Source organism: Kribbella pittospori (assembly GCF_004331465.1).
Taxonomy (GTDB): Bacteria; Actinomycetota; Actinomycetes; order Propionibacteriales; family Kribbellaceae; genus Kribbella; species Kribbella pittospori.
In genome coordinates, this window is sequence record NZ_SJKB01000010.1 from 25,561 (window position 1) to 38,192 (window position 12,632).

The following is a 12,632-nucleotide window of genomic DNA, read 5'->3' on the forward strand; positions in this document are numbered from 1 at the left end:
CCGCCGGGATGGGAGTGTTGGGGCATGAGCGAGCACCGGGAGGATGCGCAGGCCTTCGTCGTCGGCATCGATCGGGAGGCGGTGCGGGAACGGCGCGAGGTGGTCCGGAAGGTCCAGCGCCGCGGTGCCTGGGTGACGCTGGCGATCGGTGCCGTTGGCATCCTTGCCGCACTGGTCGCGCTGATCGCCTTCCGTGGATCGGGTTTGTGGCCGTTCGCGCTGCTGTTGATCGTGGCAATGATCCCGCTGGTGCTGAGCACCGTCCTCGCGCTCCGGCTGATCGCCGAGCGGCAACGCTGGTACGCCGCCAACGACGTACAGCCGATCGCGATGCGGATGACTCCTCGCGCGCTCGAGCTGGCCTGCGAAGGAGCGGCGTACCCGGTCGTGCTGCCGTGGGGGACGGTGCGCGGCTTCCGCCAGGAGAAGCTGTTCGGGCAGTACACGCTCGAACTCGACCTGGCGCCGGGCGTGGGTGCGACCACAGCCGGTGTCCGCGGGCTGGACCAGCCGTCAGTGCGGACCGTGGTCAAACCGAACCCGCTCCTCCGACCGACCGGCCTGTTCCTGGTGAAGGCCCTCGATCAGCCGGTCCACGTCATCGACCAAGCCCTCCAACATTTCTCCGGCGGCACCACCAGAGTCAACCGCTCCAACTAGCAGGGCAGGGAGCGGTAGGTGTAGCCCTGCCTGGTCAGTTTGGTGAGCGCCTGGTCCAGGGCGGTGACGGTTTCGGAGCGGTTGCCGCCGCCGTCGTGCATCAGGATGATGGCGCCCGGCCGAGCACCGGACAGGAGTGCGTGCTCGATCTTCGCGACGCCCGGCTTGGTCCAGTCCTTGGTGTCGACGTCCCAGAGGACCTGGCGCTGGTGCACCGCCGCTGCCGTCGCCTCGATCTTGGCGTTCGTGGCGCCGGTCGGCGGGCGGAGGCACCTCGACTTCACCCCGGACGTGATCTCCTGCCGCATCTTCGCGTCCGGCAGCAGGGTCAGAGTCTTGTGGTCCCAGGTGTGGTTGCCGACGTGGTGGCCGGCCGCGCGTTCGAGGGTGACCAGCTCGGGAAACTGCGCGACCTGGATGCCGAGCACGAAGAAGGTCGCCTTCGCGTTGTGTTTGCGCAGTACCTGCAGGACCTTCGGCGTCCACTCGGGCTGCGGGCCGTCGTCGAAGGTCAGGTAGAGCACCTTGCCGTGACCAGTCAGGTTCCAGTCGTCCGCCGGCGCCGTGGTCCGCTGTTGCTGCCGCGACTGATGCTTCTTCGGCCCGGGCTGGCTCGGCGGGTGCGTCGGCCGCGCCTTGACCGGGACGTTGAGCGGTGCGTGCGCGGCCGTCTGGACGGCAGGCGCGGCACTGGTCACGGATTGGTCGGACGGTTTGGCGGCTTGGGCGAGGACGGCACCGCAGAGGAGGGCGGCGACCAACGGCAGGAGCTTGCCGGGCGGCTTGGTCATGTCCGGCATCTTCTCGTGCGTCAGGTTCAGCCCGAAATCGGGTCGCGGCGTGTCGCCGTATCGTGTGCCCCGGGCCGGAGACCCCGGCGACGGTGAGACTGCCGGCAGACACGACGACACGTGAGGCGGACGATGACGGACAGCGGCGAGCGGACGACGATGACGAGGCGAACGGTGATCGGAGGCGCCGCGGCGCTGGCGGCGGCCGGGTTCCAGGCGGTACCGGCGTACGCGGGGCACGATCCCCGGACGGTCCGGCTGACCGTGATGGGCACCACCGACCTGCACGGCAACGTCTTCAACTGGGACTACTTCAAGAACGCCGAGTACGACGACGCCGCGCACAACGACATCGGCCTGGCCAAGATCTCCACCCTGGTCGCCGCGGTCCGGGACCGGGTCGCCGCCGAGCGCCGGGCGCCGCGGCCGCTGCTGCTGGACGCCGGCGACACCATCCAGGGCACCCCGCTGGCGTACTACTTCGCCAAGATCGAGCCGATCACCGGCGGTCACACCCACCCGATGGCCGCCGCGATGAACGAGATCGGGTACGACGCCGCCGCGCTGGGCAACCACGAGTTCAACTACGGCCTCGACATCCTGCGCAAGTTCCAGCGGCAACTGAGCTTCCCGCTGCTCGGGGCGAACGCCCAGGACTGGTCCACGGGCCTGCCGGTGTTCCCGCCGTACGCGCTGAAGCGGGTGCACGTGCCGGGCGAGAAGCCGATCACGGTCGGCATCCTCGGCCTGACCAACCCGGGCATCGCGATCTGGGACAAGGCGAACGTCGAGAACAAGGTCAAGTTCGGCGGCATCGTCGAGCTGGCGAAGATCTGGGTACCGCGCGTCCGCAAGGCCGGCGCCGACGTGGTGATCGTGTCCGCCCACTCCGGGATGGACCTGTCCTCGTCGTACGGCGATGCCCTGCCCGTGCCGGAGAACCCGTCGGCACTGATGGCGGAGACGGTCCCGGGCATCGACGCCGTACTGGTCGGCCACGCGCATCTGGAGATCCCCGAGCGGCTGGTGACCAACAAGACGACCGGCGAGCAGGTCGTGCTGAGCGAGCCGCTGAAGTGGGGCATGCGGCTGTCGCTGTTCGACCTGGACCTGCAGAAGGTGCGCGGCCGCTGGAAGGTCGTCGGCCGGCACAGCCAGGTGCTGAACGCGAACACCGTCGACGCCGACCCGAAGGTGGTCGCCGTACTGCAGAAGGACCACGACAAGGTCATCGAGTACGTGAACTCGAAGATCGGCACCTGCACGGAGGCCATGTCCGCGGCGACCGCGCCGTGGGAGGACACCGCCGCGCTCGACTTCGTGAACTTCATCCAGGCCGGCGCGGTGTCGAAGGCGCTCGTCGGTACGCCACAGGCCGACCTGCCGGTGCTGGCGATCGCGGCGCCGTTCAACCGGGAGGCCGCCATCCCGGCCGGTGACGTGTCGGTGCGCGACGTGGCCGGGCTCTACATCTTCGACAACACGCTGCTCGCGGTGACGATGACCGGTGCTCAGATCCAGGCCTACCTCGAGTTCTCCGCGCAGTACTTCAAGCAGGTGACCGGCGCCGGTCCGTTCCCGTCCGACCAGGTCACCAACGCGCCGACCCCGACCGCGCCGGGCGGGACTCCGGACTACAACTACGACGTCATGGGCGGCCTGACGAAGCCGCTCACGTACAACATCGACATCGCGAAGCCGGTCGGCTCCCGGATCACCGACCTCGCGTACGACGGGACCGCGGTGGCCGCCGATCAGCAGTTCGTTGTCGCGGTCAACAACTACCGGCAGTCCGGCGGCGGCAACTTCCCGCACGTCTCGACCGCGCCGGTCGTTTACAACCGCCAGGTCGAGATCCGCCAGTTGATGATCGACTACGTGACGTCGACCGGCACCGTCGACCCCGCCACCTTCCACACCACCGACTGGTCCCTGACCTCGAACGGCGCCCCGATCGTGGTCACCGGCTGACGTCCGGTTTTCGGGGAACACTGTTGCAGGTACGCCGTCGGTGTGCACAAACTGCGGGGATGCGGACTCTGCTGAGGGCGGTCGCCGAGCCGAGGGCGACGCGGGCGGCGTACTGGAACGAGGTTGTGGCCGGGTGTCTCGGCGGGCTGGATCTCCGGCTGGACGACGGACCGGACGACCGGGACGAACTGTTGGTCGGGACAGTCGGTCCGCTCCAGGTGGCCGTGTCCCGATCCGGCCCGGGCGAGGCGACCCGGACCGCGGCACACGCGCGCAGGGAGGATCCCGGGCACTATGCGTTGTTCGTGCAGGCGGAAGGCCTCACGGTCAGTGAGCAGGACGGCCGTGTTGCCCGCTTCGCACCAGGAGACATCGGGATCTGCGATCTCTCCCGGCCGCTGCACTGCGCGTACTCCGAGCGCCGCGCGGTCATGCTCTCCTACCCCAAGGCTCTGAGCCCGCTGCCGGAGCACCGGGTGGCGGACCTGACCGGCGTCGGCATCCCCGGATCGGACGGTACGGCGGCGCTGGTCTCCGGCCTGGTCCGGCAGTTGCCCGAGCACCTCGACGCCGACGACGGAGCACGCGGAGCGCGGATCGGCTCCGCCATTCTCGACCTGGTCAACGTCGGCTTGGCCGCCAGGCTGGATCAAGAGCGGACGCTGCCCGTCGAGACCCGTTCGCGTGCCCTCCTGCACCGATGCCGCGGCTTCATCGAGAGCCACCTGGCGGACGCTGCTCTCACGCCTTCCGCGGTGGCCGCGGCCCACCACATCTCGCTGCGCTACCTGCACCGGTTGTTCGAGCCGACCGGTGAGAGCGTCGCGGCGCTGATTCGGTCGCGGCGCCTGGACCGGTGCCGGCGCGACCTGCTCGATCCCAGCCTGCAGGACCGGCCCGTGGCGGCGATCGGCGCGCGCTGGGGGCTGGCCAGCCCGGCTCACTTCAACCGGGCCTTCAAGCTACAGTTCGGTCTGCCGCCTGCTGAGTACCGAGCCGTCCACGGTGCGTGGGACGGCAATCGCCTGGCGCTGTAGGGCAACGACCGCCTGGCCGGATTCGCCGACGCTGGGCGCATGAAGATCGCAATGCTTGCCCACGGCACCCGCGGGGACATCCAGCCCGCTCTGGCGATCGGCTCGGTGCTGCACGACCGCGGCCACTCGGTACGGCTGTGCGTGAACGCCGATCTGGCCGAGTGGGCGGCCCGCTCAGGACTTCCGGTGACGTCGACCGACCTCGACGTCGGCCGCTTCCTGAACTCCGAGGAGGCCCGCGAGATCCTTGCCCGCGGCAAGATCTCCACGCTGGTACGACGGGTCACCGCCGACGAGCGCAGGGCCGACGCGTCCATCGCCAAGGCTGCTGTCGAGGTGACGCACGACGCCGATCTGATTCTGTCGACCCTCGGGATGGCGCTGCGTGGCGCCGCCCTGCACGAGGTGACGGGCAGGCCGTCGGCCAGCCTGTTGTGTGCGCCGATGACGCCGACCGCGGAGTGGGCCAGTCTGGCCAGTCCGGTGCGCGACTTCCGCGTCGGCCGCGTGAACCGTCTCACCTTCGCGGCGTTCGACAACCTGCTCTGGCGGCAGACCAAGCCGAGCATCGACAGGCTCTGCGAGCAGTTGGGCGTCGCGCCGATCGACCGGCGGCTACGGATCGGAGAGCTGCCGGCCCTGCACGCCTACAGCCCCAGACTGGTCCCGCGTCCGTCGGATTGGGGCCCCGGGCAACATCTGGTCGGGCCGGCGCTCGCCTCAGACGATCTGCGATCGGCGCTGGGGGAAGCAGAGCTGCCTGCCGACCTGCGCGCGTGGCTGGCCGCTGGTGAACCTCCGGTGTACTTCGGCTTCGGCAGCATGCCGGTGCCGAAGCCGCGCCAGTTACTGGACGAGATCATCGCAATCTGCGAGCAACTCGGCATACGAGCACTGGTTGCCGCTGGATGGACCGACTACGGCGTCGAGTCCGCTGAACTGCCGGATCAGGTGTTCCTCACGGGGTCGGATCTGAACCATGACGACGTACTCCCGCGATGTGTAGCGGCGGTCCATCACGGCGGCTCGGGTACCACCGCAGCCGTGACGCGCGCCGGCATCCCGTCGGTCGTGGTCAGCGTCTTCCTCGACCAGCCCTTCTGGGGTTGGCGTTTGAGCAGCCTTGGCCTCGGCGTGAGCCTCCCCTTCCGTTCGCTGAATCGCTCCCGCCTGGCCAGTGCCCTCACTCAGGTGCTCGACCCGACGTACGCCGCCAGATCCCGTGCGTACGGCGACCTCCTGCAAACCGAGAACGGCCCGGAGCAGGCAGCCGACGTCATCGAGCAGGAACTGACCGGCGCCGATCACGTGGGCTGATCGGTGGGGAGGGTGCCGGGTGGGCCGAGGACGACGTCGCCGAGTTCGGTGGTGACGGCCATGAACAGGTCCAGGTCCATCTCGGTGTCGGGCGTCGCGAGGCGGGCCGGGGTGGCGGAGCGCGCGATCAGTTCGGCGAAACCAGCCGGCGTCGAGATGTGTAGGGCGTGGCAGCCCATTGGTCCGCTGCGGATCGCGTGCGGGACGTTCATCGGGATCCGGAGGTAGTCACCGGACCGGAGCTCGACGAACTCGTCGCCGGCCCACACGCTCAGGCCACCCGACACCACCCACAACCGCTCCTCGTACTTGGTGTGCAGGTGCAACGGCGTCATCTCGCCGGCCGGCTGCCAGGTGTTGCTGAGATCGTGCCGGCCGCCCGTCTCCTCTCCGGTGGTGAGAATGGTTGCCCGGAGCCCTTGCCCCAGAACGTAGCTGCGCTCACCGATATCGGTCACCCGTCCTGCCCCTCTCGCTGCGATCTCTTTCGCGACCGTAGGCGCGCCGTACCCGGGCCGGTCAATGAGCGGCGGCCGACTGTGCACGCGGCGTCAATCCCGGTGCGCTGCAGGACGACGCGTGAGAGATTCTGGTCTGCACCTGTAAGTTCTCGCCCCGGCCGGACAGAGACGGGGTATGACGCACCTGCAGTTGTCGGACGCCGACCGGGAGCTGCTCTCGCTGGTCGCGTGGGAGGGCCTCGACACCGCACAGCTCGCCGCCGCGCTCGGATGTTCGCGCAACTCGGCCGCAGTCCGCCTGCACCGGGCTCGCCGCCGGCTCGAGCGCCTGATGGATCAGACCAGCTTCGGCCGTCAGCCGGCCACCGCACGAGGAGAACGATCATGAGCAAGCACGACACCCTCGATCTGCTCCGTCGGCTGGACCCCGTCGCCGGCGACGACCCGGCTCAGGCGGTACGCGCGGAGTCCCGCGATGAGCTGCTGACCCGGATCGGCCAGACACCGCCGCCGGCTCCGAAAGCGCCCAAAAGTGCCGTCCGCCGGCGCCTGGTGCCGGTGCTTGTTGCCACCGCCGTCATCGCGGCCACCGCGGTCTGCCTCGTCGAACTGCCCGGCGACTCCCGCCAGGAGGCTCTCGGCCCGGCGCTGTCGTTCAGCTCGGAAGGGGACTACCTGAGGGTGCGGATCGTCGATCCGGCGGCCGACACCGCGCGGTACAACAAGGAGTTCAAGAAGCGGCACCTGAACATCACGCTGGAGTTGCTGCCCGGTTCGCCGTCGACCGTCGGCCTCAGCCCCGCGGCCGCGTTCGGGCCGGACTCGGACAACATCCAGCAGAGCGAGGACCCGGAGGGATGTGTCGAGGCCGGGACCTACCCCTGCGTCCCGCAGTTCCTGATCCCGAAGAACTACTCCGGCGAGGCCGGGCTGGTGATCGCGCGGGCCACCCGGCCCGGTGAGAAGGTGCAGTTCACCGGGCCGATCGACGGTCGTGGTGAGGCCTTGGAGGGCGTCAAGTACAAGAACCTGCGGGTCAGTCAGGTGCTGGCGATCCTGAAGCAGCGCGGCTACACCGTCCCGGAGTACCGGCTCCTGGTGGGCAGTACGGCGACCGCACCCAAGTCGGTGCCGGCGAACTACTTCGTGAAGGGCGGCTTCCTGATCAAGGACAAGGACGTCATCCTCGACGTGTCAGCCAAACGCTGAGAGCTGGGCGTTGCGTTTGCCGATCATGAACCAGAACAGGCTGCCGATGAACGGCGCGATCACGATGAACACGATCCAGACCAGCTTCATGCCGACACTGGCGGGTGAGAACAGCGCGCTGAAGAAGGCGCCGATCACGAGCAGGACGCAGCCGGCGAGGACAACGAAGAGCAGGACAGCGCCGAGTTCCCCGAGGTGCTGGTTCTGGACCGTGCTGGTCAGGAGAGTCATGAGGGTGCCGCCAGCAGGCTGCCGGGCTGTCGTTTGGTTGCCATGAGCACCAGCCTGCCGCCTCGGCGACCGGCAGACATCGGCCCAGCAGTGCAAGTCGACGTACTACGAAAGTGCTAGGCCGAGGCGACTTACGTTGGTGTCATGCGGCTCCCATGATGGCGTTCCTCAGCTCCTGGCCCGACACCACGGACCTCCCGACCTGGCCTGCTCCAACTGAGCCGCCCGCTCATGCCAGGCCACCCCGACTGGCAACCGGGTCTGAGGTCTTGACCTCGGCAAAGGCTAAGTGATTTAGTCAGTTTGTGACTTACTCAGCAGCCGAGGTGCCACCCAGTCTGTCCGATCGACTGACGGAGTCGATCCTGCAGATCATCTGGGAGCGTCGTCTGGGCCCTGGCGACCCGATCCCGTCCGCGCGTGAGCTGGCGAAGAAGTTCGCGATCACGACGCCGACGGTGCGCGAGGCGCTGCGGAAGCTGGAGGCGACCGGTGCGGTGGAGTTCCGGCACGGGTCCGGGACGTACGTCGGCCCGACGATCAACAACCTGATCCTCGCCAACCCGCACCGGCCGCCGATCACCAAGGAGTCGGTCCTGCAGCTGATCAGCGCCCGGCTGGTGATCGAGCCGGCGATCGCCTGGGAGTCCGCACTCGCCGCCCGGCCGGAGAACCTCGAGCGGCTCGAGGCTGCTGTCACCAACGCTCTCGTCCCACCGGGCGGCCCGGCGTTCGCTCTGAACTTCCACGTCGAGCTGGCCGCCGCGGCCGGCAACCCACTGCTCTCCGAGGTGCTGACCTCGCTGTTAAAGGTCAGAGTGCGCGAACAGCAGCAGATCCGGCAGCTGTACGACAACCGTCAGCGCGATTATGAGGAGCACCGCGCGATCGCCGACGCGGTCCGCGAGCATGACGCGGAGGCAGCACAGGAGCTGACTCGGCAGCATCTCGCCAACATCCGCAAGGCGGTCCGAGCCGCGCCGGAGCTGTCATGAGCGGCCGCTTTCCGGAAGAAAAGCGTCACCAGGAGGCGAGAAGTTTCCGAAGACTGGCGGAGTTGACGACCGACGAGGCGGCCGAAGCGGTACGCCGTTCGCCGCTCGTCATCATCCCGGTCGGAGCCCAGGAGCAGCACGGCGGTGGGATGGCGATGGCCACCGACACCGTGCGCGCCGTCGGCGTCGCCGACCGAGTGGCCGAACGGCTGGCCGGCCGCGCCGTCATCGCTCCGGCTGTCCCGTACGGTATCTCGCCGCACCACATGGCCTTCGCCGGGACCGTGTCGTTGTCCCCGGCAACCTTCATGCAGGTAGTACGAGATGTGATCGCCAGTCTGCACGACCACGGATGGCGCCAGTTTCTCGTGATCACCGGACACGGCGGGAACAACGCCGCGCTGTCCGTTCTTGCGCAGGAGTACGTCCGCCAGGACCTCACCTTCGCGTGGACACCGATCACCTCCGTGGTGTCCGACCTGATCGTCAATGTCAGCGAGGTCCACGGTCACGCCGGTGAGGCCGAGACCGCGCAGATGCTGTACCTCGCACCCGACCTCGTCCAGGCCGACAGCCTGGAGCCGGGTGCCACCACGCTCGACGAGTTGACCACCCCGGCCCGGCTGTCCCGGCAGGCGCGCGGACCGCGCCTGTCCGTCGGGTTCGACGTGTACCACAAGCGTGGCGTGCTGGGAGATCCCCGCCGCGCCACTGCCGAGGACGGCCGTCTCCTCGTCGAGACAGCCGCCGACCGCATAGCCGCCTTCGCCGACGAACTGCTCTCGGCCTGACCCGAAGACCCCCGCTCACTGGACCCCGGCTCAGGTGGTCCAGGCGCGAGCCTGCCCGCTCGCCTGCCCGAGGAGGCACCCCTGATGAACCTCGCACGCCCCAAAGCGCTCGGCGCGCTCCTGATCACCGCCGGCCTGCTGACGATCGGGTTGCCGTCAGCAACCGCCGCCACAGAATCCCGGAGTACCGGTTGCGGCAAGCAAGCAGTCTCCACCGGCGACTACGAGGTCGTCAGCGGTGGACTCACCCGGACCTACCGGCTGCACGTCCCGGAGAAGTACAACTCCACCAAGGCGTCCCCGTTGATCGTCGTCTATCACGGCCGCGGCAAGAACGGTGCGCAGACGGAGGCGTTCTCCGACCTGTCCGAGCTCGACGCGATCGTTGCCTACCCCAACGGTGTGATCGGTGACGAGGACAAGCAGGCCTGGCAGGGCGCGCCGTACTCGGCCAAGGGTGTCGACGACGTCAAGTTCACCGCCGATCTGCTGGACAAGCTGGAGGGCGAGCTCTGCGTCGACACCGACGCCGTCTACGCGACCGGCAAGTCGAACGGCGCCGGCTTCACCGGCATCCTGGCCTGCCAGCTGGCCGACCGGATCGCCGCGATCGCTCCGGTCTCCGGCGCCTTCTACATCGAGGGCAAGCGGTGCGCGCCCAGCCGCCCGGTCCCGGTGCTCGACATCCACGGCACCGGCGACACCACCATCCCGTACGGCGGCGATGGCCAACGCGACCTGCCCAGTGTCCAGACATGGGTCCGTGATTGGTCCGTCCGGGACCACTGCGACCAGGACCCGCGGGTGTCCCAGCAGGGCGACGACGTACTGAAGTTCACCTACAAGGGATGCAAGGCTGATGTCGTCCATGTCGCCGTCACGGATGGTGGGCACAGCTGGCCGGGGTCGGACGCGTCGTCCGGGCCGGGCTACGTCACCCAGACGTTCGAGGCGCACGAGCTGATCGGCGCCTTCTTCCGAGCGCACAGGCTGTCATGAGTACGACGACCGACACTAGGGAGTTGCCACGCCTGGTCCGGGCGATGGCGGTGATCGAGCGGGCCGGGAACGCGCTGCCGCATCCGTTCTGGCTGTTCTGGATCCTGTCCGGGATCCTCGCGGTGGTGAGCGCGATCCTGGCCGGGTTCGACATCTCGGTGGTGTCGCCGAAGGACGGCAAGACCGTTGCGGTGCAGAACCTGTTGTCCGGCGACGGCCTGCAGATGGCCGTGTCGACGGCGATCTCGAACTTCGCCGAATTCCCGCCGATGGCGACGATCGTGGTCGTGATCATGGGCGTCGCACTGGCCGAGCGGACCGGGTTCCTGCAGGCGCTGATGCGGGTCAGCGTGTCCCGGGTGCCGCAGTCGATGGTGGTGTTCGCGGTGGCGTTCGCCGGCACGATGGCGCATGTGGCGTCGGCTGCGGCGTACATCATCCTGGTGCCGCTCGGCGGGCTCGCGTTCCGCGCGGTCGGCCGGTCGCCGATCCTCGGCATCGTGGTCGCGTACACCGCGATCGCCTCCGGGTACGACGCCAGTCCGATACCCACCCCGAACGACGCGATCTTCGCCGGCATCACCACGGCGGCCGCAAAGACAGTGGATCCGGAGGCCTACATCTCGCCGCTGTCCAACTGGTTCTTCAACATCGCGTCCTCCGTGCTACTGGCGTTGGTGATCACGTTGGTCACCCGGCTGGTGCTGAGCACGCGGACCGACCTCGAGGCCGACCCGGATGCGCCAGGTGACGATCCGGATCAGCTCAAGGTGTCCGTTGCCGAGCGCACCGGTCTGCGCCGGGCCGGGATCGTCTTCCTGCTCGCAGCCGTCGCGATCGTCGCCGTACTGGTGCCGCACAACTCGCCGCTCCGAGGTGAGAACGGGAGCATCGTCGAGTCGCCGTTCCTGGACGGGATCGCGATGGTGGTCGCGGTCCTGTTCGGCATCGTCGGCATCACGTACGGCGTGACGGTGAAGGCGATCGAGCGTGCGGCCGATGTACCGAAACTGATGGCCGAGGGCATCAAACAGATGGCGCCGGTGCTGGTGCTGTTCTTCGCGATCGCGCAGTTCCTGGCGTACTTCGACTGGAGCAACATCGGCGATCTGCTGTCGGCGGAGTCGGCGCGCGTGCTTGGCGATCTCGGCGCACCGAAGGTGGTGATCTTCCTCGGCATCCTGGTGCTGCTGACGCTCATCAACGTGCTCGTGACGAGTGGTTCGGCGATGTGGTCGCTGACCGCGCCGATCCTGGTGCCGATGATGCTCCTGCTGAGCGTGCCGGCCGAGACCACACAGGCGCTGTTCCGGATCGCCGACTCGGGGTCGACCGCGATCACACCGATGAGCCCGTACTTCGTGATGGCGCTCGGGTTCCTGCAGCGGTACCGCAAGGACGCCGGCGTTGGCACGCTGGCGTCGTACACGGTGCCGTTGGCGATCGCGATGACGGTCGCCTGGACGCTGCTGTTCCTGGCCTGGTGGGCGATCGGCATCCCGCTCGGCCCGGGCGCGCCAGTCAGGTGAGGTTGACGCCGGCGGTGCGGAGATCGGTCAAGGCTTGCTCCGTGCTGCCCGGCGCGACCCCCGCGGTCAGCCTGGTGAGGACCGTCGTACTGAAGCCCTCATTGCAGGCGTCGAGTGCGGTCGCCCGGACGCAGTAGTCGGTGGCGATCCCGCACACGTCGACGTCGGTGACGCCCTTGGCCCGAAGCCAGTCGGCGAGGGCGTGGCCGCCTTCGTGGGACTTGCCTTCGAAGCCCGAGTAGGCGGCGGCGTACTCGCCCTTGTCGAAGATCGCGTCGAACGGCTGGGGGTCGAGGTTCGGGTGGAAGCTGACGCCGTCGGTGCCGGCCACGCAGTGCCGCGGCCAGGAGTGGACGAAGTCGGGGTCGTCGGAGAAGTGGTCGCCCGGGTCGATGTGGTGGTCCCGGGTGGCCACGACGTACGCGTACTGCCGGTCGCCGGGGTCGGCCTCGTGCCACTTGTGCAGCAGTTCGCCGATCCGGAAGGCGACATCCGCTCCACCGCCCACGGCCAGGCTCCCGCCCTCGCAGAAGTCGTTCTGCACATCCACCACGATCAGTGCGCGGGCCATCGCGACGCTCCTTTTCCAGGTGTCCCTGAGGCCACGGTACAAGCGTGAACGCCGCTCGGCCCCCAGCGCG

14 protein-coding genes are annotated in these 12,632 nt (G+C 68.5%); 10 read left to right on the plus strand and 4 right to left on the minus strand.

Translation table 11 applies throughout. The features are described 5' to 3' along the window. Positions 1-24: 24 nt before the first annotated feature. Positions 25-660 carry an SdpI family protein gene (locus tag E0H73_RS28900; RefSeq protein ID WP_131361763.1) on the plus strand — a complete coding sequence of 212 codons (636 nt, stop codon included), beginning with the start codon at positions 25-27 and terminating at the stop codon, positions 658-660. Here the strand turns inward: E0H73_RS28900 and E0H73_RS28905 are convergent. Continuing rightward, on the minus strand, positions 657-1,451 hold the full coding sequence (locus E0H73_RS28905) for a polysaccharide deacetylase family protein (protein WP_202867607.1): 795 nt from the start codon (positions 1,449-1,451) through the stop codon (positions 657-659). The genes E0H73_RS28900 and E0H73_RS28905 overlap by 4 nt on opposite strands. A gap of 132 nt (positions 1,452-1,583) precedes the next feature. On the opposite strand from E0H73_RS28905, the gene E0H73_RS28910 reads away from it, so the two are divergent. From E0H73_RS28910 to E0H73_RS28920, 3 genes are read left to right on the plus strand one after another with little or no spacing between them, the layout of a single operon-like run. Next, positions 1,584-3,422: a bifunctional metallophosphatase/5'-nucleotidase gene (locus E0H73_RS28910; protein WP_131361764.1), complete on the plus strand. Its 1,839-nt coding sequence runs from the start codon at positions 1,584-1,586 to the stop codon at positions 3,420-3,422. Positions 3,423-3,481: 59 nt separating this feature from the next. Continuing rightward, the gene (locus tag E0H73_RS28915) at positions 3,482-4,459 is read left to right on the plus strand and encodes a helix-turn-helix domain-containing protein (protein WP_131361765.1); all 978 of its coding nucleotides are present in this window, start codon (positions 3,482-3,484) and stop codon (positions 4,457-4,459) included. A gap of 39 nt (positions 4,460-4,498) precedes the next feature. Then, positions 4,499-5,776, plus strand: a complete 1,278-nt coding sequence (locus E0H73_RS28920) for a glycosyltransferase (protein ID WP_131361766.1) — start codon at positions 4,499-4,501, stop codon at positions 5,774-5,776. On the opposite strand, the gene E0H73_RS28925 is transcribed toward E0H73_RS28920, so the two are convergent. After that, positions 5,764-6,234, minus strand: coding sequence for a cupin domain-containing protein (locus E0H73_RS28925; protein WP_131361767.1), 471 nt, complete (start codon positions 6,232-6,234; stop codon positions 5,764-5,766). The two genes, E0H73_RS28920 and E0H73_RS28925, sit on opposite strands and share 13 nt — an antisense overlap. A 178-nt stretch (positions 6,235-6,412) precedes the next feature. On the opposite strand from E0H73_RS28925, the gene E0H73_RS28930 reads away from it, so the two are divergent. Both E0H73_RS28930 and E0H73_RS28935 read left to right on the plus strand, forming a co-directional pair. Further along, positions 6,413-6,625: an RNA polymerase sigma factor gene (locus E0H73_RS28930; protein WP_131361768.1), complete on the plus strand. Its 213-nt coding sequence runs from the start codon at positions 6,413-6,415 to the stop codon at positions 6,623-6,625. Continuing rightward, entirely contained in the window at positions 6,622-7,446 is an 825-nt protein-coding gene (locus E0H73_RS28935; protein WP_131361769.1) for a hypothetical protein, read from the plus strand. The genes E0H73_RS28930 and E0H73_RS28935 overlap by 4 nt, the downstream gene beginning before the upstream one ends. Here E0H73_RS28935 and E0H73_RS28940 read toward each other — a convergent pair. Further along, on the minus strand, positions 7,432-7,677 hold the full coding sequence (locus tag E0H73_RS28940) for a PLDc N-terminal domain-containing protein (RefSeq protein ID WP_131361770.1): 246 nt from the start codon (positions 7,675-7,677) through the stop codon (positions 7,432-7,434). The two genes, E0H73_RS28935 and E0H73_RS28940, sit on opposite strands and share 15 nt — an antisense overlap. Before the next feature lie 305 nt (positions 7,678-7,982). Between E0H73_RS28940 and E0H73_RS28945 the strand changes: the two genes are divergently transcribed. From E0H73_RS28945 to E0H73_RS28960, 4 genes are all read left to right on the plus strand, one after another. Beyond that, the gene (locus E0H73_RS28945; RefSeq protein WP_238164348.1) at positions 7,983-8,672 is read left to right on the plus strand and encodes a FadR/GntR family transcriptional regulator; all 690 of its coding nucleotides are present in this window, start codon (positions 7,983-7,985) and stop codon (positions 8,670-8,672) included. A gap of 62 nt (positions 8,673-8,734) precedes the next feature. Beyond that, positions 8,735-9,463 (plus strand): creatininase family protein, encoded by a 729-nt coding sequence (locus tag E0H73_RS28950; RefSeq protein ID WP_238164349.1) that lies wholly within the window; start codon positions 8,735-8,737, stop codon positions 9,461-9,463. An 84-nt stretch (positions 9,464-9,547) separates the two neighbouring features. Beyond that, positions 9,548-10,462: a CE1 family esterase gene (locus E0H73_RS28955; RefSeq protein WP_131361772.1), complete on the plus strand. Its 915-nt coding sequence runs from the start codon at positions 9,548-9,550 to the stop codon at positions 10,460-10,462. After that, on the plus strand, positions 10,459-11,991 hold the full coding sequence (locus E0H73_RS28960; RefSeq protein WP_131361773.1) for an AbgT family transporter: 1,533 nt from the start codon (positions 10,459-10,461) through the stop codon (positions 11,989-11,991). Before E0H73_RS28955 ends, E0H73_RS28960 begins: the two co-directional genes overlap by 4 nt. Here E0H73_RS28960 and E0H73_RS28965 read toward each other — a convergent pair. Then, on the minus strand, positions 11,984-12,562 hold the full coding sequence (locus E0H73_RS28965) for a nicotinamidase (RefSeq protein WP_131361774.1): 579 nt from the start codon (positions 12,560-12,562) through the stop codon (positions 11,984-11,986). The two genes, E0H73_RS28960 and E0H73_RS28965, sit on opposite strands and share 8 nt — an antisense overlap. Between the last annotated feature and the right edge of the window lie 70 nt (positions 12,563-12,632).

What these genes read in the sequence shown, in the direction of transcription:
- E0H73_RS28900 (WP_131361763.1), top strand. Translation starts at nt 25, where the DNA reads ATGAGCGAGCACCGGGAGGATGCGCAGGCCTTCGTCGTCGGCATCGAT.
- E0H73_RS28905 (WP_202867607.1), bottom strand. Translation starts at nt 1,451, where the DNA reads ATGACCAAGCCGCCCGGCAAGCTCCTGCCGTTGGTCGCCGCCCTCCTC.
- E0H73_RS28910 (WP_131361764.1), top strand. Translation starts at nt 1,584, where the DNA reads ATGACGGACAGCGGCGAGCGGACGACGATGACGAGGCGAACGGTGATC.
- E0H73_RS28915 (WP_131361765.1), top strand. Translation starts at nt 3,482, where the DNA reads ATGCGGACTCTGCTGAGGGCGGTCGCCGAGCCGAGGGCGACGCGGGCG.
- E0H73_RS28920 (WP_131361766.1), top strand. Translation starts at nt 4,499, where the DNA reads ATGAAGATCGCAATGCTTGCCCACGGCACCCGCGGGGACATCCAGCCC.
- E0H73_RS28930 (WP_131361768.1), top strand. Translation starts at nt 6,413, where the DNA reads ATGACGCACCTGCAGTTGTCGGACGCCGACCGGGAGCTGCTCTCGCTG.
- E0H73_RS28935 (WP_131361769.1), top strand. Translation starts at nt 6,622, where the DNA reads ATGAGCAAGCACGACACCCTCGATCTGCTCCGTCGGCTGGACCCCGTC.
- E0H73_RS28940 (WP_131361770.1), bottom strand. Translation starts at nt 7,677, where the DNA reads ATGACTCTCCTGACCAGCACGGTCCAGAACCAGCACCTCGGGGAACTC.
- E0H73_RS28955 (WP_131361772.1), top strand. Translation starts at nt 9,548, where the DNA reads ATGAACCTCGCACGCCCCAAAGCGCTCGGCGCGCTCCTGATCACCGCC.
- E0H73_RS28960 (WP_131361773.1), top strand. Translation starts at nt 10,459, where the DNA reads ATGAGTACGACGACCGACACTAGGGAGTTGCCACGCCTGGTCCGGGCG.
- E0H73_RS28965 (WP_131361774.1), bottom strand. Translation starts at nt 12,562, where the DNA reads ATGGCCCGCGCACTGATCGTGGTGGATGTGCAGAACGACTTCTGCGAG.